This window comes from Neobacillus sp. S1115 (assembly GCF_055385565.1).
The window spans coordinates 392,563-415,014 of the sequence record NZ_AP038275.1 but is presented as its reverse complement, the minus strand read 5'-3'; the positions used below and the strand labels follow the sequence as shown (position 1 = coordinate 415,014).

Annotated in this window: 17 protein-coding genes; 1 reads left to right on the top strand and 16 read right to left on the bottom strand. The window is 43.8% G+C overall.

Going from position 1 to position 22,452, the window contains the following annotated elements; translation table 11 throughout:
• Positions 1–25: 25 nt before the first annotated feature.
• The 15 genes from ACZ5B7_RS02130 to ACZ5B7_RS02060 all read right to left on the bottom strand — a co-directional run bounded on the left by ACZ5B7_RS02130 (position 26) and on the right by ACZ5B7_RS02060 (position 19,323).
• The gene (locus ACZ5B7_RS02130) at positions 26–760 is read right to left on the bottom strand and encodes a sulfite exporter TauE/SafE family protein (protein ID WP_464492440.1); all 735 of its coding nucleotides are present in this window, start codon (positions 758–760) and stop codon (positions 26–28) included.
• Positions 761–1,684: 924 nt separating this feature from the next.
• Positions 1,685–2,206 (bottom strand): RNA polymerase sigma factor, encoded by a 522-nt coding sequence (locus ACZ5B7_RS02125; protein ID WP_464492439.1) that lies wholly within the window; start codon positions 2,204–2,206, stop codon positions 1,685–1,687.
• A gap of 13 nt (positions 2,207–2,219) precedes the next feature.
• Positions 2,220–4,202 (bottom strand): DUF6449 domain-containing protein, encoded by a 1,983-nt coding sequence (locus ACZ5B7_RS02120; RefSeq protein WP_464492438.1) that lies wholly within the window; start codon positions 4,200–4,202, stop codon positions 2,220–2,222.
• The gene (locus ACZ5B7_RS02115; RefSeq protein WP_464492437.1) at positions 4,177–5,076 is read right to left on the bottom strand and encodes an ABC transporter ATP-binding protein; all 900 of its coding nucleotides are present in this window, start codon (positions 5,074–5,076) and stop codon (positions 4,177–4,179) included. Before ACZ5B7_RS02115 ends, ACZ5B7_RS02120 begins: the two co-directional genes overlap by 26 nt.
• Before the next feature lie 5 nt (positions 5,077–5,081).
• Positions 5,082–5,459 carry a GntR family transcriptional regulator gene (locus ACZ5B7_RS02110; RefSeq protein ID WP_464492436.1) on the bottom strand — a complete coding sequence of 126 codons (378 nt, stop codon included), beginning with the start codon at positions 5,457–5,459 and terminating at the stop codon, positions 5,082–5,084.
• Between the two features lie 277 nt (positions 5,460–5,736).
• Positions 5,737–6,915, bottom strand: coding sequence for an amidohydrolase (locus ACZ5B7_RS02105; protein WP_464492435.1), 1,179 nt, complete (start codon positions 6,913–6,915; stop codon positions 5,737–5,739).
• A gap of 2 nt (positions 6,916–6,917) precedes the next feature.
• Positions 6,918–8,147: an allantoate amidohydrolase gene (locus tag ACZ5B7_RS02100; RefSeq protein WP_464492434.1), complete on the bottom strand. Its 1,230-nt coding sequence runs from the start codon at positions 8,145–8,147 to the stop codon at positions 6,918–6,920.
• 15 nt (positions 8,148–8,162) lie between these two features.
• Positions 8,163–9,371 carry a hypothetical protein gene (locus ACZ5B7_RS02095; protein WP_423800537.1) on the bottom strand — a complete coding sequence of 403 codons (1,209 nt, stop codon included), beginning with the start codon at positions 9,369–9,371 and terminating at the stop codon, positions 8,163–8,165.
• A gap of 244 nt (positions 9,372–9,615) precedes the next feature.
• The gene (locus tag ACZ5B7_RS02090; RefSeq protein ID WP_464492433.1) at positions 9,616–10,371 is read right to left on the bottom strand and encodes an NRDE family protein; all 756 of its coding nucleotides are present in this window, start codon (positions 10,369–10,371) and stop codon (positions 9,616–9,618) included.
• Positions 10,372–10,724: 353 nt separating this feature from the next.
• The gene (locus tag ACZ5B7_RS02085; RefSeq protein ID WP_464492432.1) at positions 10,725–12,350 is read right to left on the bottom strand and encodes an ATP-binding protein; all 1,626 of its coding nucleotides are present in this window, start codon (positions 12,348–12,350) and stop codon (positions 10,725–10,727) included.
• A gap of 110 nt (positions 12,351–12,460) precedes the next feature.
• Complete coding sequence (locus ACZ5B7_RS02080) at positions 12,461–12,997, bottom strand: sensor histidine kinase (RefSeq protein WP_464492431.1); 537 nt, start codon at positions 12,995–12,997, stop codon at positions 12,461–12,463.
• Between the two features lie 269 nt (positions 12,998–13,266).
• Positions 13,267–14,529: an RNA-guided endonuclease InsQ/TnpB family protein gene (locus tag ACZ5B7_RS02075; RefSeq protein WP_464492430.1), complete on the bottom strand. Its 1,263-nt coding sequence runs from the start codon at positions 14,527–14,529 to the stop codon at positions 13,267–13,269.
• Positions 14,530–14,989: 460 nt separating this feature from the next.
• Positions 14,990–16,456 carry a PstS family phosphate ABC transporter substrate-binding protein gene (locus ACZ5B7_RS02070; protein ID WP_464492429.1) on the bottom strand — a complete coding sequence of 489 codons (1,467 nt, stop codon included), beginning with the start codon at positions 16,454–16,456 and terminating at the stop codon, positions 14,990–14,992.
• A 148-nt stretch (positions 16,457–16,604) separates the two neighbouring features.
• The gene (locus ACZ5B7_RS02065) at positions 16,605–17,837 is read right to left on the bottom strand and encodes an allantoate amidohydrolase (RefSeq protein WP_464492428.1); all 1,233 of its coding nucleotides are present in this window, start codon (positions 17,835–17,837) and stop codon (positions 16,605–16,607) included.
• A gap of 193 nt (positions 17,838–18,030) precedes the next feature.
• A complete protein-coding gene (locus ACZ5B7_RS02060; protein ID WP_464492427.1) occupies positions 18,031–19,323 on the bottom strand; it encodes an ATP-binding protein in 1,293 nt (430 codons plus the stop codon).
• 218 nt (positions 19,324–19,541) lie between these two features.
• On the opposite strand from ACZ5B7_RS02060, the gene ACZ5B7_RS02055 reads away from it, so the two are divergent.
• Positions 19,542–20,699 carry a M20 metallopeptidase family protein gene (locus tag ACZ5B7_RS02055; protein ID WP_464492426.1) on the top strand — a complete coding sequence of 386 codons (1,158 nt, stop codon included), beginning with the start codon at positions 19,542–19,544 and terminating at the stop codon, positions 20,697–20,699.
• A gap of 127 nt (positions 20,700–20,826) precedes the next feature.
• On the opposite strand, the gene ACZ5B7_RS02050 is transcribed toward ACZ5B7_RS02055, so the two are convergent.
• Entirely contained in the window at positions 20,827–22,209 is a 1,383-nt protein-coding gene (locus ACZ5B7_RS02050; RefSeq protein WP_464492425.1) for an L-cystine transporter, read from the bottom strand.
• Positions 22,210–22,452: the final 243 nt, after the last annotated feature.

The following is a 22,452-nucleotide window of genomic DNA, read 5'->3' as shown; positions in this document are numbered from 1 at the left end:
GAGGCAAGAGAACCGTCCCCATGTATCATATAACTTTATCTACAAATATTTGGAAAATCAGACCAATTGTCACTACTCGTAAGATGGGTTTCACATATTTTGGTTTTAGTTTTTCGGCGATGCGGACGCCGATTTGCGCTCCGGAAAGGGAACCAAGCAGCAGCGCAATCGTCATCGGCCAAATGATTTTTCCAGTTGAGATATAGGAAATGGCAGCGCCAAAGCAGCTGGAAAAAGTCGCGATCCGCACCAAAGCCACAGCGCGAAGGTAGGCAATATTCAAATAGCCGAACAAATAAAGCATCAGCGTTCCTTGTCCCGGGCCAAACAGGCCGTCATACAATCCGATTCCAAACAAGCCTGGCACACTGACCTTGTTCATCTTTAACGGTTCCGTGCCGGCGAAATTCCCTTTCCCCTTAAAGGAAGCGATAAAAGCGAAAATAAGCAAAATAATAGCGATGATGTACATATTTTTTCCCGATATATGGGATGCGATGAAGCCGCCGGTGACCCCGCCGCCGAGGCTGACAGGAATAATCCAGATGGCTTCCTTTAGGGAAATTTCCTTTTTTCTATAAAGATGGTAAAAGCTCGAAAAAGAACTAACCGTGTTGGATACTTTGTTCGCACCAATAGCCGAGTGGATTGGCAGCCCTAATATCAACATGGCAGGGAGGCTGATGAGTCCGCCCCCGCCGGCAAGCGTCCCAAGCGTTGTAGCACAGATTCCAATCATGTAAAGCAAGATATATTCCATCCTTGACACCCCCTTGTCACTTCACTACCAGTATATTCCTGTCCCCTCGATAAATAAATTTCGCAGTTATTATGAAAAAGAATAAGAATTACTTATGGAATAGGCAGCCGGGAACCCCGCAGATTCGGCCGCATATGGTGTTTTAGCTGAATGCCCATGTACTCGCAACAAGGCCAAGTTTGCCTCACCAGTGACGATTTAAAGTATGTCACCGGGCAAAACTTGCATTTAATGGGGGGGATTTCATTTTCTCATAAGAAAATGGCCTAGTTCATAAAAAATATTTGAAGAATTTTGCACTTTGAACAGCTGCCGGACTCTATCAAACTCTCATAACTACTGAAGCTTCCTCTTTTCTTCCTACCCGGGTGTTATGAAGCCCCCTTAACTACCGAAGCTTCACCTTCTCTTCTGGCTCGGGCGTTATGAGCCCTATTATAACTACTGAAGCTTCCTTTTTCCTTCCCGTCCGGGTGTTATGAAGCCCCCTTAACTACCGAAGCTTCACCTTCTCTTCTGGCTCGGGCGTTATGAACCCTCTCATAACTACCGAAGCTCCCTTTTTCCTTCTCGTCCGGGCGTTATAAAGCTCTCATAACTACCGAAGCTTCACCTTTTCTTCTGGCTCGGGCGTTATGAGCCCTATCATAACTACCGATGCTCCCTTTTTCCTTCTCGTCCGGGCGTTATGAAGCCATCATAACTACCGATGCTCCCTTTTTCCTTCTCGTCCGAGCGTTATGAAACTCTCATAACTACCGATGCTCCCTTTTTCCTTCTCGCCCGGGCGTTATGAAGCCATCATAACTACCATACCTTCTTATTTTCAGTTGGTTTAGTAGAAATAAAAAAGGGTGTCCGCCCCACGCGGACAATTGTCCATGCGTGGGGCATGACACCCAACTGAAACCTATTCTCTGCACCTTACCCAGCCGCCAAAATCTGCCGCAGCTGTTTCCTAGCCCGGTAAAGCCGGGTTTTGACAGTGGCGGATTTGAGGTTGAGGCGGCTAGCGATTTCGGTTTCTTTTAGTCCGTACTGCATTTTGAGTATCAGCACCTCCTGGAATTCCTTGGAGAGGTTCTCTATTGAGCCGCCGATTTCCTCTTGGAAAAGCCGGATGACAGCCGCCTCCTCTGTACTAGAACCGCTGCCCGCTCCCGCTCCGACACCTTGCAATGGTTCCAGTTCGGCGTAGTCCATCGGCGTCCATTGGCGCCTTTTCTCTGACCTAAGGAAGTCAATTGCTGTTCTCGCGGTAATGGCCGAGAGCCATGCTCCTAACTTGCCATTGTCCTCGACCGTGTCCAATTTCCGGTACGCCTTTAAAAAGGATTCTTGGACGATATCCTCTGCCAAAAACTCGTCTCTCGTATACTGATAAGCAATATAATATAGCCGTTTTGCGTGTTTAGAATAAACCTCATTAAAATTAACTGCGTTCATTTCTCGCTCCCGCTTATTTAAAATGATTTTTAATAAACTCAGGCACATGCTCCTCATCAAAATAAGTGACTTCATTAAAATGACCATCATTAAAATACACGATAGCCGCATATTCACTATGAGGATTTGTCCCGGCCTTCTCAAGTACTTGTTCAATTTGGCCATTATCGGTAATTTTCAAGGTGTTCCCACTGTGTTCTATCGCTGATTCGATATCTGTCGAAAATTTCCCGCTGTCCTCAATGGAAGAGAAATCACCCTTTGCCACCAGGACATGTGAAATATCCTCTGCGGTTACCTTTGCCTGATCGAGCACTTCCTTTTCCTTCAACCAACTCTCAAATTTCCGATAAGTCGGCTTAAATTCAAACATAACAGACTGTTCATTCCCCAAATTGATTTCAATGGTTGATCCAAGGCCCGAATAATAAATACTATCATTATAGGATTCTGCCAGCACATCTTCCCTTAATAGCGACAACGCCTGCCTTACATCCTCCGGCTTTGAAAGGGTCACAAACTTATTCACCGGCCCATTGGCCCTGATTTGCAGATAACTCACTTTCTTTTCATCCACCATAAAAATCTCTTTTGAAGTCATTTTATATTCCTTCGATTCGTAAATCGGCTTATATAAATCCTCGTAAAGACGCGTCATGACACGGTACTGGCGAATGACCTTTTTCCCGTTTTTCAATTCATACATGATAAAGAACTCTCTATCGGATTTATTCTTTTCCTGCTCATTGATTTTTTTATTGGCCAAGATTTGTTTATGCATCTTCAGGACGGCGGCGATATTCTCCGTTTCCTTCATTGGTTTAGGGTCAAAGACATCCCCGTAAAAACCATCATGGCTCAGGTAAAAGTTCGGATTATCCGTCAGCAGGACATTCTTAATATCACTTTGTTCCGGGATTCTATTTTCATAAAATCCAAGCGCCTGAACCCCTACTACAAGAAACGCAATAACAGCTAGATAAACGACAAGACCCTTGATGCGAGTGAAAACCCGCCATGTCTTACGCAGCACCATCTCCGCCGCAAAGTAGCCGATAGCTGCTCCGATTCCATAACCAAACAGGGTCCAGCCAAGATTTTTAAAGGAAACATCGTTAAAATACGACCCGCCCAGAAGCATGAAGCAAAAGGCAGTCCCATATTTAAAGACGGAACGCAATTTCGGAAAGGCAATCGCTTCAGAGGCAAGCTCCAGATTTCTTTTTTTATAAAAAAACAGGGACAGCCCATACAGGACAATTGTCAGGACAATATACAGCTCAGCATCCTTCCATTGAAAAGCTCGGCTTTCAAGAACAGCCGTAAAGGTGATCGGTGATAATTTTTCCAACTGGCGGTTTAGGAAAAAATCGCCCGGGAATCCGTAGAGCAAGATTTTCAAATTATAGGACAGCAATACGGTAATCCCGATTGGGAAAAACAGAAAAACATACGCCAGTACGGCTTGAACTACCGAGATTCCCGTCATAATTCCAACAAATACGCTTGCTATATACAGGAGCAGCGTAATCACGATGATCGTGCCTGACCAGTAGAGTAAATCATGGATCGTGAACAAGCTGCCGAGGTCATAGGTGAAATGCATGATGTAAACAATTCCTGTCACGATGGCTACCGGGAGGATGAGCAGCACCATTCCTGTCAGAGCATAATGGTGAAAAATTCGCTCCCTCTTTAACGGAAGACTATGCATGAGGTCCGCTGCTTGTTTGACATGCAGGAACCGAAACAAAAAGACAGCCAAAATGACAGGGGCAATCGCAATCAGGAAAACCTGAATCTCGTAGTCATATTGAAAAAGGTTGTTACGAGACTGATAGTATAAAAAATTATCAGAATCTGAATATAGAATTAATAGAATGCGAATCGGGAGCACAAACAGCAGACCAAGCAGGTAAATGACGGAAATCCAGCCTGTACTGCGTCCCATTTGCAGCATCAGTTCTTTATTAAACAACGACATTTTTGATGGCATAGCCGATATCCCCCATTTCGTAAATAAAGATTTCTTCAAGTGTTAGTGGGAGCAGGTCAAAAATGACGGGATGGGTCTCGATAATTTGTTTTGCTATTGCTGCCTCCTCACCCCTGACGATAAGCAAATGGACACTTCCCCGTTTTTCCGCATGAAGCGGCTTTAGTTTATCGAGCAGTCTATCCGGCAAGCCATTCTTATATGCAACTTGGACTTTGTGGACATTGGACTTTAGGTCATCCAGTTCTTTTTCGATTAAAAGTGACCCTTTGTGAAGGATGCCGATATGGTCGCAAATGTCCTCAATTTCCCGAAGGTTGTGGGACGAAACGAGAATCGTCATTTCCCTATCTGCCACATCTTGAATCAGCAGATTCTTCACCTTTTTGCGAACAACCGGATCAAGGCCATCCATTGGTTCATCGAGGATGAGAATGTCCGGTTTTGCCGCCAGAGCCATGATAAAGGCAATCTGACGCTGCCAGCCTTTGGAAAAGGATTGAATTTTCTTATTTACATCCACCTCAAACGCTTGGGCTAGATTCTTGAAGCGTTCCTCATCCCAGCTTGGATAGCAGCTCCTGTAAAAGCGGGCCATTTGCTTGGTGGTGTATTGTGGGAAAACGTATGGATGGTCTGGTATGTAAAATATTTTTTCTTTGAGGTGGATATTTTCAAAAACGGACTGCCCGTCAATCGTGACTTCCCCTTGCTCCTGCCGGTAAATACCCGCGAGGAGCTTGATGATGGTGGTCTTACCTGCCCCGTTTGAACCGATTAATCCATATATTGAACCTTTTTGAATGGTTAGGTTGACGTTTTCGACCGCGACGTGTCGATCAAATTTTTTAATTACGTTTTTCATTTCAATCATTACTTTTAGCCTCCCCCTTTTGAAGCATCAAGGTCTTGGATGAGAGAAATCAGTTCCTGCGCCGGAATCCCGAGGTACAAAGCCTCTAAGATTAATTTTTCCAGTTGCTTCTTCATTTCCGTGATTTTCTCCTTGTCTATAGCTTTTTGGTTTGGATTGACAAAGCTTCCTTTCCCTTTAAGGGAATAAATAAACCCCTGCGTCTCAAGCTCTCGATAAGCCTTTTGAATCGTATTCGGGTTAATGGAAAGCTCCGTTGCAAGCTGCCGGACAGATGGAAGCTGTTCATCAGGCTTGAGCAGCTCATTCATAATCAGTTCCTTCATCTTGTCCACCAGCTGTTCATATATTGGCTTACGGCTCCTCATATCCAGCTCAAACATAACTGGGTGCCCCCAATCTGTATTAACTGTACTATCATACATAGTACACTATGATTATATTCCATCCCTTTCCAAAAGGGAAGCCCTAATTTGGTATTTGCAGGAAAAAGGTGACAGGTACCGCGCGTGGGTATTGTCCACCTGAGGCTGACAAAATGCAAAAAGCTGGATAACCCCTATTGGATTATCCAGCTTTTTTATGTTGGTTTTTAAACTGTTTCCATACAAGCACCCACTAATAAAGGTGTCAGGCACTTTGTTCTATTATTCACCTATTCTATTTCTCATTCAAATATGCCCATGCATATTGTGCGTAGAGTTCGGCGCCGGTTGCAAGGGCGTCTTCGTCGATGTTGAATTTGCCATGGTGGTGGGCCCATTGTGTGTCTTTTTCAGGGTTGCCGCAGCCTACAAGAGCAAAGCTGCCAGGGGCCTCCATCATGTATTCACTGAAGTCTTCGCCGCCCATGGTTGGCTTTTCGAAGTAGATGACCTCCTCGCCAAACGCTTCGGAAGCGGTCTTTTGAACAAGCTTTGCACTGTACTCATCGTTGTTGACTGCTTGGGTGCCGTGAACGTAGTCAACTTTTGCCGTCGCGCCATAAATGGCAGCTACCTGCTCCGCATATTGCTTCAACTGGGTTTCAATATGATCTCTTACTGCCGGGTCAAAACAGCGGACCGTTCCCTCGATGTACGCATTTTCAGCAATCACGTTAAACCGCGTCCCGACGACCATTTTCCCAACTGTTAGAACGGCTGGTTGCTGCGGATCGACGGTACGTGAGACCACTGATTGCACATTCATCACAAAGGAGGAAGCCACAACCGCTGTATCAATACAAGCTTGTGGAATTGCTCCATGACCGCCTCTGCCTTTAAACGTGACGGTAAATAGGTCTGCGGACGCAAAGGATGGACCAGGATTGCAGGAAACCTTTCCTGTTGGCATCTGTGACCAGATATGGATGCCGAAAACATTATCGACCCCATTCATCGCCCCTTGCTTCACCATTCCTTTCGCACCTGTTGCCACTTCCTCGGCCGGCTGATAAATCAAACGGACATTACCTGGCAGTTCTTCTTTAATCTCATTCAAAGCCTTGGCGGCAATCAACAGCATCGCTGTATGAGCATCATGGCCGCAGGCATGCATTTTGCCATCTTCTTGCGACGCATATGGGAGCTCCTTATTTAATTCTTCTACCGTCAAGGCATCCATATCACCCCGCAGCCCTACGGTTTTACCAGGCTTCCCGCCTTCAATTGTAGCAATAACACCGGTCGGTTCTGTCTTCCGGTACGGAATACCAAGATTCTCAAGATACTCGCAAATAAAGGCGGTTGTCTTATATTCCTCCCAGGACAATTCCGGTTCACGGTGAAACTTTCTGCGCAACTCTACTAATTCTTCGTTATATTTTTGAATCGCTTCTTTAATTTTTGCATGAATCATAGCTATTCTGCCTCCGTTAACGTTTTTGCTGCTTCGTATAGAATCTCAACTGCATTGGCGATATCCTTACTGCTGGACCACTCTTCCGGACAATGGCTGAGCCCGTCCTTACTAGGAATAAATAACATAGCCACGTCGGTTACATCGGAAAGGACCATCGCGTCATGGCCCGCACCGCTGTTGATGGAGCAATAGGAAAGATTCAGTTCGCTGCATTTCTGTTTTAAAAGTGAAACAATCTCTTGATTCATCACTTTTGGCGGCATGTACAATTGCTGCTGGACTGTGGTCTTGATTCCATGGTCATTATAGGATTTTATCCATTCCATTACCCTTTCGACCGCATCAAGGACGCGTTCTTCTTTTCCTGATCGGATATCGACGGTAAAAACTACTTTATCAGGAATCACATTTGCACCATTCGGCCAAACATTGAGCCGGCCAGTGGTGATGACTGTTCCATCCCCTTCCTCGCAAGCGATTTCTGGGAATTTAGCAATCATTTGTGCAGCAACTACTAAGGCGTCTGCCCTTCGGTTCATTGGAGTGGTACCCGCGTGCCCTGCACGACCTTCAACCGTTACTTCCAATTGGGTTAATCCGACAATGGCTTCCACCATGCCAATTGGAATGCCCTTTTCTTCAAGGATTGGCCCCTGTTCGATATGTAGTTCCAAAAAGGCCTTCAGCGTTTTTGGATCCCTTTTTTTCGGCAAAGACGGGTCGAGGCCAATTTCCGTCATCGCTTCTACAGTGGTTTTCCCGTCTTTATCGGTAATCTTGAAAAATTCTCCCTCTGTCAATAAACCAGTTATCCCTCTCGATCCCATCAGTCCGCCACCAAATCTAGAACCCTCTTCTTCTATCAGGGCGACCACTTCCAATGGGTATTTGGGTGTCAGGTTATTTTCCGAAAAAAGACCGGCCACCTCAAGTCCAGCCACCACACCGGCAGGGCCGTCGTAGGACCCGCCGTTTGGTACGGAATCAAAGTGGGAACCGACGAGGACACTAGGTGCATCCTTTAACGTCCCTTCGAGTTTGCCAAAAATATTTCCTAAACCATCTTCGCGAACCTCTAGTCCGTATTCCTTCATGATTTCTTTAATATAATTCCGAGCCTGCAAGTCCTCTTTGCTATAAGTCAGCCGGGTCGTCCCTTTTCCCGGTGTGGCAGTGAATTGGCTCAAGACTTCTATATGTTTTTCGATTCTCTGCTGTAAATCGCTCAATGTTTTCCCCTCCAATTATTTCAGGAATCCAACAAAGATACCCGCTAAAACAACCGATACAATTGTCACTGTGATGAAACCACCCACTAGCATTGGCGGCAGCATTTGGTTTGTCAGCATTTCTCTTTCTTTCTCGTCATCCGTTAACGATTTGATTACCTCATTGGTAATGATATAGTCAGCCGGAAATCCGTATAAAGCAGTCAGAGAAACGGCAAACGCCATATTTTTGCTCACCTTCAAAATCTTGCCGGCGATAAATGAAAAGATATACATACCGATGACCGCTAAAATGATAGTTCCCACCAATGGGAATAAAATTTCCAACATCATGCTTGGTGTCGCTTGCTTTAGGCCGTCAAAAACAAACAACATCAACGCCATAATTGCTAGACCAAAACCATTGGCTTTTTGCAGAACTTGCTTTTCCAAAAATCCTACACTTGAGGCGATGACCCCAAACAATAAACATAGAACAAACGGGCTGATGGAAACAACCGGCGCGGCTAGCGTTGAAACAAGATAAGCAAGGTAAGCAACTAGCGCAAGTCTAAAGAACTTAAAGAAATCGGTGTTGTATTTATCAGGTAAATTTTTAAACAGCTTAAGCTCTGGTTTTGCAATTGCGGAAGCGGCTACCTCTGCAGCAGCATTTTCCTGTTCCTTAACTGCGGCAATTTCCCCGCTGCGGTACTGCTTCAAAAGCCTTTTTCCCTCTTTCTTTAACACGATTGAGGTGATTGGATAACCTGCAAACCCCTGAATAACATAGATAACAATGGCAAAAACGGATAGTGTTGCAAGGCCTGCTTCCTTTGCTCCCTCTGACATGATCAATGCAGAAACCACCCCGCCAACTAATGGCGGAATCGCAACCACGACTGTCTGAAAACCAAAAATAAGGCTGCCCACGGTCATCAACACAGCAATAATGCCTAGGATTCCTGATAGGGCGATAACAATCGTTTTCCACTGATTCTTCAATTCACGAAGGGATAGCAATGTACCCATATTGGTGATGAGCAAGTACATCATCATCGTCGCAACAACAGGCGGTACGCCGGAAATGGCTACGATATCTTTTGGAAAAAAGGTCCAATAACCGATCAGGAATAACACAGCACTGACAAATATCGATGGAATCCATGCCTTCGTCCGTACTGCAACAAGGTCTCCTACTAATAAAATGAATACTACTATGACTAAGGCTAGCATTTGTGACATAAAATCACTTCACTTTCTCTAAGATGGAATATTAATATTTCGCGTTGCTAAATTATTGTTATTAATAGAATAATAATATAATTTTATTTTTCAGTCAATTTATAATTTTTCCATTTTTCGAGTAACCGTTTTCAAAGCATTTACCCAATTACCTGCAAATTAATTGTTATTTTAGTATTTTTATAAAATTATTCCAAAAATATTTATAACCCAAAAAAATACAGCAGATGCATGATCCGCTGTATTAATAGGAGATGATATATTTTTGATCATTGGTTCCTTCAGTTGAAAAAACTCGTTCTATATATTTGATTCCATTATTGGACATAAGCATAACCGTCGAACTTCTTGTCCCATAATTCCCACTTTTGATAAACATCGGTGAAAGCATTCTTTCCATCTCTAATGACACGCCCGTATTCGGCAGTCGTTCATCCGGAGCAGGATCTGCATTATTGAGGAGAGTGATAAGCTGCTCTTCAAGGTCCTTTGGGTCTTCGGTTACGATGTTTGACAGGCCTGCCTTCCCTGTTATCACCTTCGGCCACTCGGTATTAAGAAGATGGTTACTGACCCCATAAATGCCCGGCTCAAGCTTTTGAAGCTCTTGTCCAATGTTAGAATAATAATAAAGCCCCTCGGCATCTCCAGCCAGCAAGTTGTAGCCGGGATACTGCTCCTTTGTTTCTGACAGCTTTTGCATGTAGCTTTCAATGGTCCCATTATAATTCAAGGCATCCGCCACCAGTTCCCCCCGTGACCGTTTTCCCTCGGCAACCTCTTTTGGATTACGATAGTTGGTCAATGCGGCAAACCGCCCTCCCCGGGTAACGCCCATCCAAGTTCCCATTTTCTCCAGGTCCCTTCCGGCAAGGATATCCGGCTCATCTTTCCAAAAATGGGCGGGGGCAGTCGGTCTTTTATAAAACTCATCTCGATTGGCAGCCACAATCAACTGATGCTTAGGGTGGACCTTATACGCAAAAAGAATTAAACACACGAATCATCACAGCCTTTTTGAAAAATTTCCCTTCTCCTATTTTAACGGTTTATCACCTTATCCGCCATGTTCTTGATAAAACTCAATTAAACGTTTGATTAGTTTCGCAAAGCCTTATGTATCAAGTATTCCAGCGTTTCAATCAAACGTTTGGTTAGTTTTTTCCTCTCATTTCTCAAATCTACACAAACGTTTAATTAATTTTTTCCGTCCGACCTAAAAGTCCAATCAAACGTTTGATTAGTTTCCCCAGCCCGTATGTGCCAAGCATTCCAGCATTTCAATCAAACGTTTAATTAGTTTTTCCCACAAAAAAGAGACTCCCTGAATAGACAGTCCCTTATACCAATCTTTTATTCTGCCAGCGGCAGTTTAATTACCACTACTGTTCCTTCGTTTTGTTTGCTTGAGTACGAAATACTTCCTTTATGCTGCTTGATGATCTTGTGGCAAATCATGACACCCAGTCCGGTTCCTTTTTCTTTTAAACTATAAAACGGTTCACCTAACCGCGGCAAAAGCTCTTCCGGGATCCCGCAGCCATGGTCCCTGATTTGGACAATACATTCGTCGGCATCCCCTTTACGGAGATAAATCTCGATATTACCGCCCTGGGGCATTGCCTCCATGGCGTTTTTTAAAATGTTCAGGAATACCTGCTTCAATTGATTTTTCTCACAAATAATCGGAAATGGTGCTTCCTCGAACAAAGTGTTCATTTGAATACCGTTCATAAGGGCCTGAGGAGATAGAAATTCAATCGTATTTTCAATCAATTCCCGTAAATCTGCCTGGCTGAGATTGACCGCCTGCGGTTTACCTAACGAAAGCATCTCGCTTGTAATCGTTTCAATCCGTTCAAGTTCACCCAGCAGCAAATCACTATATTCAAGATTATTGTTACCAGCCTTATAAAGCTGAACAAAGCCCTTAATGGTCGTAAGGGGATTCCGTATTTCGTGGGCTACCCCTGCAGCCAGCTCTCCAACAATAGAAAGCTTCTCGGATTGCAAGAGAATCTCTTCGGCCTTTTTCCGTTCTGAAATATCCCTGCTGACAATGACAAGGTGCTCGATTAAATTATTTTTTCCTCTAACAGGCATACAGCGGGATTCAAACTCAATCCAACGGCCGTCCTTGTGAAGGAAACGGACCTCCATTGACTGTGCTTCTTCTTTTTCAAACAGCCTTTGGACGTTTTTTCTAAAAAATCCAACATCATCAGGATGAATGAAATGGCAGAGTTCTTTCCCTTCCAATTCTGAAAGCTGATATCCCAGGACTAGCTCATGTGACGGGGAAAAATAAGTAATCGAGTGATCCTTCCACATTACTTTGATTAGGTCCGATGTATTTTCGGCAATCAGCCGATACTTTGCTTCGCTTTCTTCGATCATCTTATACGTTTCTGCCAATCTTTTATTTAATCGATAAAGCTTCAGATAGGATTCAATCAGGATCACACCCGAAATGACCCCCAGCATCACGAACAGAACATATTGAAGATGAAACAAGGGCTTATCTCGAAAAATATGAAATAGGATTGGTACATCTATGACATAAATAACAGCATAAATGACAAATAATATAGCGCTTTTTTTCACTGCAGAAAAGCGGGCTATAAACAAATGGCTGATGCAAAAACCTGCCGTAATGATAAGCCAGCCAATCACTGGTATAACCCACTGCCCTCCTGCCATCAGTCTTGCGGTTAATGAAAAAACGGCCGTAACCAATCCGCCGACCGGCCCCAGATAAGCAAAACTGATAATAACAGCAGCATAGCGGATATCGTAAACGTAGCCATTCTGATGGATTGAAATTGCAACAAGAATAGCCGCTACAATTCCCGCATAAAGACCATATAGTATAGTTCTATGCTTCACCTGTTTCATGATATTAAACGATTGAAGCACCAAAGGGATACATACAAGGACAGAAAAAAGTGACAGATTAACAATGTAATCTAATAGAACCAACGGACTCCCACCTAAAAACTAGTATATTCATATCATAAACCAGACTGTCTTTCATTGGAATAGTTACCTTTAGGTGGAATTTTCCAATAAATGAATAATCTCCATATGCATTAGCCAGCCAATTTGATGCCTTGAGGAATCTGGATGATAAAGCGGCTTCCTTTTCCCAGTTCACTGTCGACTTTTATGGTCCCGCTGTGGGTTTCCACAATCCATTTGGCAATCGAGAGCCCCAAACCATGCCCTTCTGTTTGCCGAGTCCTCGATTTATCAGCCCGGTAAAAGCGCTCAAAAATATGGGGGATATCTTCCTTTATGATTCCTATCCCGGTGTCCTCGACGACCATTCGCAGCCCCTGCCCGTCCTTTTCAAGACGGAGATGGACTTCCCCGCCGTTTGGGGTGTATTTAATGGCGTTGTCCAATAGTATATATAAAAGCTGTGATAGTCTGTGCGGGTCGCCAATGATATTCAAGGTTTCTGGCGCACTCAGCGTAAAAATGATCTGTTTGGAAGCGGCAAGGGCTCCAACAGATTCGATGGCTTTATCAGCAAGCGACCGGAAATCAAATTGTTCTGCCCGTAATTCAATCGTATTCGTGTCCGAACGGGCCAATGTTAACAGGTCACCGACCAAATGATTCATCCGCTTGACTTCCTGCCTCATGTTCGTGAGGATCCTGTCCAGAAAAGCCTCAAATGACCAGATAAAGATCGGAAAACACAATGACAATAAAGATGGCACGAAATAGAATCAACAGCCCGCTTTGACTTCTCTCCCATGCATAAATGCAGGGGATTCTTTTTCAAACCTTCATCAAGGTTGCCTTTCGGCCTGAGCCTCCGGGTCTTACTGCCTCTCCAGTTCATTACGACATGTGGTTAAAACCACATACCGCAGCCCAATCATAGGCACTACGCCACTGTTAGCTTGTACTTCTTGCTTTTGACAATCGGTACAAGATTCACTCGACGATACTTTGTATTTTCGATTTTAGGAAGGGTTCTTCCTTTCGTTATTTCCCTATTCAACCCTTTGTCCAATATGTTTATGGCACCCACTACATCACGATGGCCTTTTTCTCCACACGGACAGTTAAAATTACGACTACTCTGTTTAGAGTACGTTCCGCATTTCGGGCAGGTCCCTGAAGTGTAGCTCTCTTCTTGCATTATAACCTCAGTCCCTATCAATTTCAGTTTATAGGTGATTAATCTTGTCAGCCTTCCGAAACTCCAATTGGATAGTTGTTGCCTTTGTTCATTTCTGGTTTTTCTCTTTTTCTTCGTTCCTCTTTGAACACCCTCAGGTGTACCAATGAAAAGCGTCTTAATTTGGTTCTCTTCGCACCAATTCACTGCTTGCTTAGAGATACAATGTTCGATGTATTCGATTTTTCGTTCCATTTTTTCTAAAAAACGGCGTTTGCGAAGAATCAATTTATAACGAGCATTGGAACCTTTTTGTTTTTTACTAATTTTCTTTTGGAGTTTTGCTAAAGTTTTATTTCTTAATCGGTGCAAAGAACGAAGCTCTTTTCCAGAAATGATGAAGTGATTTTTACCGTTAGAAAGCGTAATGGCGTGAATGATACCTAAATCTCCGCCAGCATTGTTTTCACCTGCCACTTTTCCTCTTTTTGTCAATTCCACACCCAAGTGAAGCCAATATTCATTTCGGTGCCAAACGATCTCTGCATTCTTAATCGAACCGAAATCAATATGCTTCGGTTTTTTAACATACAGCGGTTTTTCTTTTCCGCCATTACTAAATTTTAAGTACCCATTTGATTCTAAACTTATGGCTGATTTTTTGTATTTCACAGAGAAGAAACGCTTGTACTTCCATGGATACTTCCAATTTTTATTTCCAGCGTCCCGTTGTTTTTTTGTACGTTCACACGTTTCTTCATGTAATTCGATGATAGCTTGGATGGTTTGAGAATGAAGAGTGTGAGATTTAGCATTAAACCATTTTTTCTTATCTGATGCATTCGTCCAAAGTTTGTAAACATCATAGAGCCACCAATGAAGATCCAAAATGTCATTCCAAAGTCTGGCCGATTCTATTCTTAATCTGTCAACCAATTCTCTTTCACTTTCAGTTAAACGCAATGGAAATTTTCTAATTAGAATGTCTCCAGACGCCTCTTTTTTCTTCTTCTTTTTCAGACTCATTTTCTTCACCTCCCCTATGTTAAATTTACCGTATAGAACATATATTTGTATACAAAAAAGAGCAAGAGTTTGCGAGATTCCACAAAAAATGAGGCTTATATCCCCGTATTTAATTAGGGATTTTACGCCTCATTTTGGTAAATTATCTTAAAAAAATCCTCTTTTCTAATATATTGTTGCTTTTAAATATAAAAACTTCTTCAAGTAAGAAGGAATAACTAACTGGCTCGGTATAAGTGACCGAACACTTAAAAAAATCAGGGGACCTGTCTCATACAGCCTTTCTATGCGCTCCAATGCATGATAAATTCAGCGGTACGTTGCATAGAATCAAAAACAACATATTTACAAAAACAGCAAAAAAATATCCCTCCGCAAAATAAGAAAGAGCCATAAAACGTTTTAATTTTCTACTATATGTTAATGTCTATAACATGTCCACGCGCGGTGCCTGACACCATCATTGAGTCAATTTTATATACCCTACCTTTTCAACTAGTTCCTGTCCTTGCGGGCCCTGCATCCAGTCAAGGAAGGGTTGGATATTTGGGTATGCGTTGTCTTTGAGTGTGATGGCGTAGAGTGTGGCGGTGAATGGATATTTGCCGGTTGCGATGTTTTCCGCATTTGGTTCTATCTCATTTATTGCTAACAGTTTGATGTCCGGATTTTCTTTCATTCCCGTTGCAAAAAAGCGAAATGAGAACCCGATTGCATTTTGATAGTTTCGATAGTCGGCCACTTGTTCGATAATCCCGCCCATTCCTTCGGGAACATCCTCCTTTAGAGGCTTCATAATCTTTGTATCTCCCATTATTTTTTCCAAAAGGGTTTGGCTGCCGGAGTTTTTCGGGCGCTGGAAGGCAATGATTTTTTCGGAGTCTCCTCCAATCTCGGACCAACTTTTGATTTCTCCCGAGTAGATTCCTTTAATTTCCGAAACCCTTAAGCTATCTACCTTATTTTTCGGATTCACAAAAAATACAAACGCTTCCTTGCCAATTGGGGTCATCACTAGCTCTTTTCCAGCCTGCTTCGCCATTTCCCGTTGCTCCTTAGATGGCTCAGCCCCAAAGTAAATGTCTACTTCTCCCGATAATAAGCGTTCATAGGAATAAATGGTGTTTGTAAAGCTGACAACCTCCCTGCTTTCACCCATCACTTTTTCAATATTTTCATAAGTTGCGAGGGCAAAGGCGGAATAAACCGGAAAAGCCGCTTCCGCTCCATCAAGAACAGGCATTTCCAATGGGTTCGAAATGATAAAAGTCGATTTTGTGTTAAGCTTAGGCAATTTGTTGTTAGGATTCATTACCTCATAAGGGGTTAGGTCCGTGCTTGAATAGCCACCGGCAAATTTAAAGCCATAGGATGGCAATACAGTTTGGCTGCGATACCATTGAACAGCTGAACCAGCTCCTATTGCCAAAAGGATCACCGCTAAAATGGATAGTAACTGCCTCTTCTTGGTGAAAACAGCAGTGAATTGTACCTTTCGAGTAGCCGCTGCTATAATAACTCCAATAGTAAATGAAAGCTCGTAGGCCAGCGGAGCCCATAAAAACAGCCTTCCCTCGCCGCCAAACATAGCGACAAAGTAAATCGGTGCATAGGCGATATGAAAGATGCAATAGAACAACCATGAATTCGCCCCGTAAAACCCGCCGTTAATCAGCATAAAAACGGCCCACAGCACTGCAGTATAGGCAAGTGGAAGCGGGATTAGGACAATATACTCTTTTAATTGGCACAATCTTAGCAGTTTCCTGCTAGCAAAAAATCCTGTCAGACTACCGCCCGCAATCAGAACAGACAGCAGGATTTCCATTAGCATTTCAAAATTCCCCATTAGCGGCAGTGCTAAGAAAGAAATCACTAGTGGCACTACACCAAAATACAAGATGATGAAAAGCAGTTTTTTCCCCATTTTAAGCCCCCTTTTATAAAATAGAACTCCCAATATATTTTAGTGTAATTTTACACTTTACTACTCCGTTTAGCAATATGATTTTTCCTAAAATTAACATTAAAAAAGACTCCACCACTTTCGGAAGAGTCTGTTCTTCATTACTATTTTACTTATTTAACAGCTTCAGAACCGTATCCAAAACGACATTGACCCCTTTTTCACAGTCTTCCCAGGCAGTCAGTTCTTCCTCGCAATGGCTTTTTCCATTGATGCTTGGAACAAACAGCATCGCTGTTGGAACGTAACCCGCAATAAACTGGGCATCATGCCCAGCGCCGCTGACCATTCGCTTATGGCTATACCCGAGCGTTTCCGCGGATTGTTCCAAAGAAGCGCACAGTTCAGGCGCAAACCAGACCGTGTCACGCTCCCAAAGTTTTGTTACCTTTACCTCACAGCCTTCATTTAGGCCTTGGTGCGGCAGCCCTTGAACAAAATCCTTAAAGCTGTTGACGATGTCCATGTCCTTATGGCGTGCTTCTAGCGTAAAGACCACTTTGTTAGGAATAACGGTATGGATGCTTGGATAGACGTTGACCCTGCCGATGGTGAAAACAAGATCGGAGTCCAATGCACTTAGACGTTTACGGGTCTCATTAATTAGGTTGTTGGCGGCAAATAGGGCATCCTTGCGCATGCTCATCGGAGTTGTTCCGGCATGGTCCGATTCACCGGTTACCTCTATTTCAAAGCAGGCCATGCCCACGACGCATTCAACGACACCGATTGTGCGGGCCTCTTTTTCAAGGATAGGGCCTTGCTCGATGTGTAGTTCCAAAAAGGCTGTTGCTTCTTTAAGACGATTTTCTTCACTGCCTTCGTATCCAATTGCCTTAAGGGCCTCCTCAAAGGTTATACCCTCTGAATCTTTCTTTTGCAGCATGGCAGCTTTGTCAAATTTCCCGGCAAGAACACCTGAAGCCATCAGCGAAGGCTCGAATCTTGCTCCCTCTTCGTTTGTGAAGTTTACGATTGTAATCGGGTACTTGGGTTGGATTTTATGATCAACGATTGTTCGCACGACCTCCAGCCCCGTCACGACACCCAAAACACCGTCAAACCGGCCGCCTTTTTTGACCGAATCAAGATGGGAGCCAATCAGAATAGGAGGCTTATTTTCCGTTCCGGGCAGTGTCGCGTACATACTGCCCATGTCGTCGACCTTCACAGTCATCCCCAGATCCTCACAGCATTTGCGGAAATAACCTCTTGCCGCACGGTCCTCTTCCGATAAAGAAAGACGGGTGACACCATTGTTTTCCGTTCGGCCAAACTGGGCAAAACGTGCCAATTCTTCTTTAAGTCTTTCTCCATTAATCAACAGCTTTTGTTTTTGCATTTAAACACTCCCCTTATAGATTGATAACATTTTTATAAATCTCTTGGAGAAGAATTGCCTTTGTGTTAAAAATGCCCCTTAAACATTACAGGAATATTCAGTTATTTTAATTATAGTCCAGCTAAACAATATTTCACTAGACAGTTTCAAAAATAAAAACGGATAACCGACTAGGGCTATCCGTTCATATAAATTACTCTTCGTGAAATCCGATGAATCCCATAGAAGCATTCGAATCGTTGTCATCCCACGATTGTTTTTTCTGTTTTTGCTGGATGGATTTTAAATCGGCACAGAGGCGCGCGATGTCGACCTGCTGTTCATAATGCCATTGAAGCGCAATGGAGGTGTACAGTTCGTTCAACTGTGCATAGGAAAAGTCCTTCGATGTCTCGACGACCTCCCTTATTTCCTCCTCTGATAAGATTCGGTCAAGCTTTTTCGCCATTAAATACTGATAGCGAAGCTCTTTTGTCGGCAGTTTGATTTCATAGGCGCGGTCAAACCGGCCGGAGCGGTTCATTAGGGCCGGGTCAATTTTTCCCGGATAATTCGTCGTGCCGATTAAGAAAACACCCTCTTTAGAGGTAGCTCCATCGAGCGTATTCAAGAATACCGAGCGGACTCCTGCTGGCATTGAATCAATATCCTCAATCACCAGTACCATTGGAGCCAGCTTCAAAACCGAACTGAACACTTCTTTAATCGTATAGCTCGAGGTATATTCGGTAATCTGCCAATAGGCCACCGGGGCATTGATGCTGCTGGCAATTGATTTTACTAATGTTGTTTTGCCGTTGCCGGGACTGCCGTATAACAGAATCCCTCGCTTGTAAGGGATATCATACGTCTTGAAAAACTCACCGCTATCTGAGAAGAATTCGTCAATCGACCGGAAGATTTCCTTTTTCAAGGGTTCTTCAAGGAAAACGTCCTCTCTTCTTACCAAACTATTAATGCTTTCGATGTCTGTCTCCACACCATCTTCGGTATCCGTATAAACGGTCACGTAGTTTTTAATATAATCCCGCTTTCTTTTTAGAACATATTGCAGGAAAGAAACCAAGCATGCGTCATTTTCGGCAAAAATAAGATCGCGGTGGAGCTCGCCATCACTTTGAAAGGTTAGCACCCTGGATAAGGCAACCCGATAGGCTGGATAGTAGTAAAGACCATTCGCAATCCGCGGCTTGATGATAAACTCCAAGGCTTTATCCGTATGGTTGGAGGAAATCGTCCGGGTCTCACCCTCCTTATAAACATAGCTTAGAAGCCGTACCTCGGGGGATTCCACCTTCAAATCTTCCTCAAGAATCTCCCAAATCTCATTGGAGGTGTCTTCATCGGAATACATATTGAAGTCCACGCCCACTTCCTCATGAAGACGATATTGAATCGTGGAAATTATTTTTCCATAATCGTAATAGTAAGGTAATTCTGTGCGGTCCATTTCCCCTGTATTAAAAAGCACTTTATTGTTTTTCATCCGGCTCTCCTTTTTCAAAAATCTTACAATAAATATATCTCTTAATTAGGTTAATAGTCTAGTGGATTTCTTTTCCGGATTAGGTCTTTTGGAACTATCTAGATAAGCCGCTGCATGACAGCATTTTTTTCCATCCAACATTTGATTCTTGTAATATTAGTGAATATACCTTAAAATTGGTTGCATAAAAATACACACAGAATCGAAGGAGTTACATCATGTCACAGACAAAAAATGTAGATTCAGAGTTAAAGGCTTGGGCCATCGAGCAGCGCCGACATTTTCATATGAATCCGGAGCTGTCCGGGCAGGAATACAATACCTCCGCCTATGTAAAAGAAAAATTGGCGGAATTCGGCATCCCTTTGGATGACAGATTTTCAGGCCCAAGCGTAGTGGCCTTTTTTAAAGGAACGGAAGGCAACAAGACGATTGCCTTAAGGGCCGACATGGATGCCCTGCCACTCCAAGAGGAAGGGGACAAGCCTTATATTTCCAAGGTTCCAGGCGTCATGCACGGCTGCGGCCATGACGGCCATACGGCGGTTTTGCTAGCGGCAGCAAAATGGATGAGCAATCACCCTGATTTGGTGAAAAATAATATCCGCTTGATTTTTCAAAGCTCAGAGGAGGCCTCGCCAAGCGGCGCCCAGAAGCTTGTGAAAGAAGGAGTACTGGACGGGATTGACGCGATTTATGGAATCCATCTGATATCACGCATGCCTATGGGAAAGGTTGGCTTTGCCACCGGCTATGCGATGGCTTCCTGTAATGATTTTGATATTAAAATTGAAGGTAAAGGCGGACATGCAGGCTATCCGCATGATACGGTCGACCCAATTTATATTGCCAGCCACTTGATTCAGGCTTTCCAATCCGTTGTCAGCAGGAATTTGCATCCATTACATGCAGGCGTTATTTCATTTGGTGGGATGCAGGCAGGAAATTCCTACAATGTCATTCCTCACGAGGTAACGTTGAAGGGGACAATCAGGGCGTTGACCTTTGAGGCAGCCGAGCTCATGCACGAGAAAACGGCCCAGCTGACAGAGTCCATCTGCGCAAGCTTTGGGGCTAAAGGACATTATCAATTTATCGAGGGAACCCCTCCGTTGTACAATCACCCGGAGGCATGTGAATTTGCTCGCAGTGTCATTGAAAATACCTTCGGAGCAGATGCCTTCTTGCCAATAGATCCTGTATTAGGAGCCGAGGATTTCTCCTATTACCTGAAAGATAAGGTCGGGGCCTTCATCAACGTCGGGATGCAAAGTGAAAAAAGCCAGTATCCGCACCACCACCCGAAATTCGATATTGACGAAGAAGCTATCCCAACCGCTATCGAACTTATGATCCAACTTGCGCTGCAGGCATAGATTAGAGAGGTTTAATAAGGAATAAAAAGAAGCCGAACCCCAAAAGTAACATTTGGGGCTCGGCTTTTTATATTAGGTGTCCACCCTAGGCGGACAAATATCCACGAGCGTTGCCTGACACCTGTGCTTATGCTTCAACGATATCCGGCTGTTTGTAGGTGTCTATATCGAATTCGCCTGTTGCTTTGCTAGTGAGGACGCCAGCTGTCATGGCTCCGCTGACGTTTAGGGCGGTACGGCCCATATCAATGAGCGGCTCAACGGAGATAAGCAGGCCGACGATGGCGATTGGCAGGTTCATCACGGATAGCACGATGAGGGCTGCGAAGGTCGCACCGCCGCCAACACCGGCAACACCGAAAGAACTAATTGCGACGACAAGTATAAGGGTCAGAATAAAGCTTAGACTCGTCGGATCGACCCCGGCAGCCGGTGCAACCATGACAGCCAGCATTGCTGGATAAATCCCGGCACAGCCATTTTGCCCAATGGTCAGTCCGAAGGAGCCTGCAAAGTTTGCAATCCCTTCAGATACCCCCAAATCCTTCGACTGGGTTTTAATCGTCATCGGCAGCGTTCCCGCACTCGTTCGTGAAGTGAACGCAAAGGTTAACGTTGGCAATGCTTTTTTCACATAGTTAAATGGGCTTAATTTTGCCGCCATTAAAAGCAATAGATGCACAATAAACATAATGATGAGCGCTACATAGGAGGCGATTACAAACGTCCCTAATTTCACAATCGCGTCGTAATCGCTTGTTGCAGCCACCCTCGTGATAATCGCAAGAATCCCATATGGTGTCAGCCGGAGCACCAGGGTGACCACTCTCATAACGATCGAATAGACGGTATCAATGATTTTTGCAAAGAATTCCGCATGATCCGGTTCTTTTCGTTTTACCCCGAGATAGGCAATCCCGATAAAGGCGGCAAAGATGACCACCGCGATTGTTGAGGTTGCTCGGGCGCCTGTAAGGTCTTGAAACGGATTACTTGGGATGAAATCAACGATTTGCTGCGGTAATGTCATATTTTCCACGGTCGGAACCCGTTCCTCCAATTGTGCAATACGGGCCTTCTCTGCATCTCCTTGGGTCAACTGAACGCCGTCTAAATTAAATCCTAGGGCAGAGCCAATTCCGATGGCTGCCGCAATCGCCGTCGTCCCCAGCAGGATACCAATGACAAGGACACTGATTTTGCCAATGTTTTTGGATAATTTCAGTTTCGTAAATGCCCCGACAATCGAGACAAAGATCAACGGCATTACTACCATTTGCAGTAGTTTGACATAACCGTTTCCGGCAATATTAAACCATTCAATGGAACGGGCCAGCACTTCAGATGTCGTACCGTAGATGGCATGAAGAATAATTCCAAAAATAATACCTAAGCCAAGCGCCGTGAAGACACGCTTGGAAAACGAAGCATGCTTCCTTTGCATTTGGAACAACCCGAACATGAGCAACAACAGAACAGCAATGTTTACAATGATCAGAATGGTATTCATGTTAGTCCTCCCTTTAAAAGTTGTGGGAAACAGTATTCTACACATTCCAATGCGCCAAGTCGGAATTCCGTTTTTAAAACCATCAAACGTTTGATATTACATAAATATGTATGGAAGAATGTTAAAATTCCATTACAGAAACGGTGTAATCGAATAAATTTTTTAAATGGAAACTCGCCGATTGGCGAGTCCGATAGGACGAAGACAGAGGCGTAGTTGAATTTCCTATTAGCTAAAAGAAAA